The organism is Arenimonas sp., assembly GCF_019459675.1.
Lineage (GTDB): Bacteria > Pseudomonadota > Gammaproteobacteria > Xanthomonadales > Xanthomonadaceae > Arenimonas.
On sequence record NZ_JAIBFH010000370.1, the window covers coordinates 1 to 3477 of the forward strand.

Here is a 3477-nt window from a genome sequence, read left to right on the forward strand (position 1 = left end):
CTCGTCGCGATGGAAGGCGGCCGTGATCCGGGCACGCAGGGTTGCGGGCGCGCCGGGCAGTTCCGCACTCAGGATGGGGGTCACGGGGGTCCTGGGGGGGGGCAGCGCGGGTCCGCGCGAGAAACCGGATTCTAGTGCCCCGCGCGAGGGCGCGGAACCCCGCCTTCTTCACGAAGCTGGCGGCCGCCGACCGGGCGTATGGATGAATTGGCTTGCCGCGCCCGTACGCGGGCCGTTAAAATTCGGGGGTTTCCGGTGCTGGTCGCAGGTCAACCGCGTGATCGAGCTCGTTGCAGCAGTGTCGTCAGGTCCTGGAGCCCGCCTGGTTCTCCGGCCCCGGCGTGCGCTGAGCGCGGGCCAGTTCGCGGGTTTGGCCGTCGGCCTGTCCCTGGCCACTTTTGGGGTGGCGGGCTACGCCTTGTCCCAGGGCAATGTGTTCGCCCCGGTGTTCGCCCTGCTGGACGCGGCTTTCATCGTGGTCGTGCTTCGATGGGTGTGGCGGCAGGGTGACCGCTTCGAGGAAATCGCGCTGGATGAGCGCAGCCTCGAGGTCCGTCGTTCGGCGCAGCCCGAGCCGGCCTTCCGGGCCCATCCTTTCTGGGTGAGGCTGCAGGTGGAAGGTGGCGAGGGCGCGGAAAGGGTTTTGCTGGGCTCGCATGGCCGGCAGGTGGAAGTCGGGTCGTTCCTCTCGCACGAGGAGCGCCGCGACCTGGCCACACGATTGAAAGGATTGCTGGCGTCGGCCTCGGGTCGGGGCCAGATCGAAGACCATACGTTGGGGTAAGTTCGGATGAATGCAGCGATGAAAGCAGCGCGCGCCACCCAGGTCGGCCTGGCACGCATCACCACCGGCGTTTTCGCCCTCTTGGCCAGCTCCATGGCCTTGGCGAACATCGAGCCGCAGCGGTGGCAGCTGAACATGACCCCGGGCGTGACGCGCACGGCGGAGAACGCCTACCAGATGCACATGCTGATGCTGTGGATCTGCGTGGCCATCGGCGTCATCGTGTTCGGCGCGATGGCCTACGCCATGTTCAAGTTCCGCAAGTCCAAGGGCGCCAAGCCCGACGTCGACTTCACCCATTCCACCAAGCTCGAGATCATCTGGACCGTGGTGCCGATCATCATCCTGGTGGTGATGGCCGTGCCGGCCACCATCAAGGTGATCGAGCAGTACGACACCAAGGGCCACGAGATGACCGTCAAGGTCACCGGCTACCAGTGGATGTGGCGCTACGAGATCGTCGGCGAGGACGTGAACTTCATCAGCCGCCTCGACCGTGAATCCGACCGCATCCGCCAGAGCGGCGAGCGGCCCACCGCCGAGTCTTCGCCGCACTACCTGCGTGAAGTGGACCGCGTGCTGGTGCTGCCCACCGACACCAAGATCCGCTTCGTGGTGACCGCCGACGACGTCATCCACGCCTGGTGGGTGCCGGCCCTTGGCTGGAAGCAGGACGCGATCCCGGGCGTGATCAACGAAGCCTGGACCCAGATCCGCGAGCCGGGCACCTATCGCGGCGTCTGCGCCGAGCTGTGCGGCAAGGACCACGGATTCATGCCGATCGTCGTCAAGGCCGTTCCGCGCGGTGAATACGACGCCTGGCTTGCCGCCCAGAAGGCCGGCGACCTCGTTGAAGCCGCCCGCATCGCCACCACCACCCCCGCCACCGCGCAAGCGGTCGGCGAGGGCTGAAAGAATCCAGATAGAGGCACATGACCATGGCTAACCACGACGTTGCCCACGCCGACGACCATCACGGCGAGCACAAGCAGGGATTCATCCAGCGTTGGTTGTATTCGACCAACCACAAAGACATCGGCACCCTGTACCTGGTGTTCTCGCTGGTGATGTTCTTCGTCGGTGGCTCGATGGCGCTCGTCATCCGCGCCGAACTCTTCCAGCCGGGCCTGCAGCTGGTGGAGCCTGAGTTCTTCAACCAGATGACCACCATGCATGCGCTGGTGATGATCTTCGGTGCCGTGATGCCCGCGTTCGTGGGGCTGGCCAACTGGATGATCCCGCTGATGATCGGCGCGCCCGACATGGCGCTGCCGCGCATGAACAACTGGTCCTTCTGGATCATGCCGTTCGCCTTCACCCTGCTGCTGATGCCGCTGATCCTGTACTTCTTCGGCATCGGCGGCGGCGCCCCGGCCGGCGGCTGGACGCTGTACCCGCCGCTTTCGCTGCAGGGCGGCTCCAGCACCGCGTTCACCATCTTCGCCATCCACCTGATGGGCATCAGCTCGATCTTGGGCGCCATCAACATCATCGCCACCATCCTCAACATGCGCGCCCCGGGCGTGGACCTGCTGAAGATGCCGATCTTCGTCTGGACCTGGCTGATCACCGCCTTCCTGCTGATCGCGGTGATGCCGGTGCTGGCGGGCGCGGTGACGATGCTGCTGACCGACAAGTTCTTCATGACCTCGTTCTTCAACGCGGCCGGCGGCGGCGACCCGGTGATGTACCAGCACATCTTCTGGTTCTTCGGGCACCCCGAGGTCTACATCATGATCCTGCCGGCCTTCGGCATCGTGTCGGAAATCATCCCGACCTTCGCCCGCAAGCCGCTGTTCGGCTACCAGGCCATGGTGTACGCCACCGCCTCGATCGCCTTCCTGTCCTTCATCGTGTGGGCCCACCACATGTTCACCGTGGGCATGCCCCTGGGCGGCGAGCTGTACTTCATGTACGCCACCATGCTGATCGCCATCCCCACGGGCGTGAAGGTGTTCAACTGGGTGACCACCATGTGGCGCGGCTCGATGACGTTCGAAACGCCCATGCTGTTCGCGCTCGGCTTCGTCATCATGTTCACCATCGGTGGTTTCTCGGGCCTGATGCTGGCCATCGTGCCGGCCGACTTCCAGTACCACGACACCTACTTCGTGGTGGCGCACTTCCACTACGTGCTGGTGACCGGCGCCGTGTTCGGCATCATGGCCGGCGTGTACTACTGGCTGCCCAAGTGGACCGGCCACATGTACAACGAGACCCTGGGCAAGTGGCACTTCTGGCTGTCCACGTTCTTCGTGAACCTGCTGTTCTTCCCGCAGCACTTCCTGGGCCTGGCCGGCATGCAGCGCCGCGTGCCCGACTACAACGTGGCCTTCGCCGACTTCAACCAGTGGTCCACCATCGGCGGCTTCGGCTTCGGCATCAGCCAGCTGCTGTTCGCCTATATCGTGTGGAAGTGCGCGCACGGCGGCGTCAAGGCCGAAGCCCGCTCGTGGGAAAGCGCCAAGGGCCTGGAGTGGACGGTGCCTTCGCCGGCCCCCCACCCCACCTTCACCCATCCGCCGGTGATCCGCGACGGCGACCTGGCCCACGGCGACATCACGCACTGAGGACCAGCGGCCCCCCCCCCGGCCCCCCCGCCCCCCACTGAACAACCCCACCCAAAAACCCGCCGATGAAAAACCCCGCCGCCGCGGGGCGGTGCCGGGATGGGGGGGCCGCCAGGGCGCCCG

The 3477-nt window shown here is 65.7% G+C and carries 3 protein-coding genes; all 3 read left to right on the forward strand.

Features of this window, described 5'->3' with window-relative positions:
• Positions 1–277: 277 nt before the first annotated feature.
• The 3 genes from K0M70_RS12390 to ctaD are packed head-to-tail and all read left to right on the forward strand — an operon-like array spanning position 278 to position 3354.
• The gene (locus tag K0M70_RS12390; RefSeq protein ID WP_290782387.1) at positions 278–784 is read left to right on the forward strand and encodes a DUF2244 domain-containing protein; all 507 of its coding nucleotides are present in this window, start codon (positions 278–280) and stop codon (positions 782–784) included.
• A gap of 18 nt (positions 785–802) precedes the next feature.
• On the forward strand, positions 803–1696 hold the full coding sequence (gene coxB / locus K0M70_RS12395) for a cytochrome c oxidase subunit II (protein WP_290782389.1): 894 nt from the start codon (positions 803–805) through the stop codon (positions 1694–1696).
• A 26-nt stretch (positions 1697–1722) separates the two neighbouring features.
• Complete coding sequence (gene ctaD / locus K0M70_RS12400) at positions 1723–3354, forward strand: cytochrome c oxidase subunit I (RefSeq protein ID WP_290782391.1); 1632 nt, start codon at positions 1723–1725, stop codon at positions 3352–3354.
• Positions 3355–3477: the final 123 nt, after the last annotated feature.

What these genes read in the sequence shown, in the direction of transcription:
- coxB (WP_290782389.1), top strand. Translation starts at nt 803, where the DNA reads ATGAAAGCAGCGCGCGCCACCCAGGTCGGCCTGGCACGCATCACCACC.
- ctaD (WP_290782391.1), top strand. Translation starts at nt 1,723, where the DNA reads ATGGCTAACCACGACGTTGCCCACGCCGACGACCATCACGGCGAGCAC.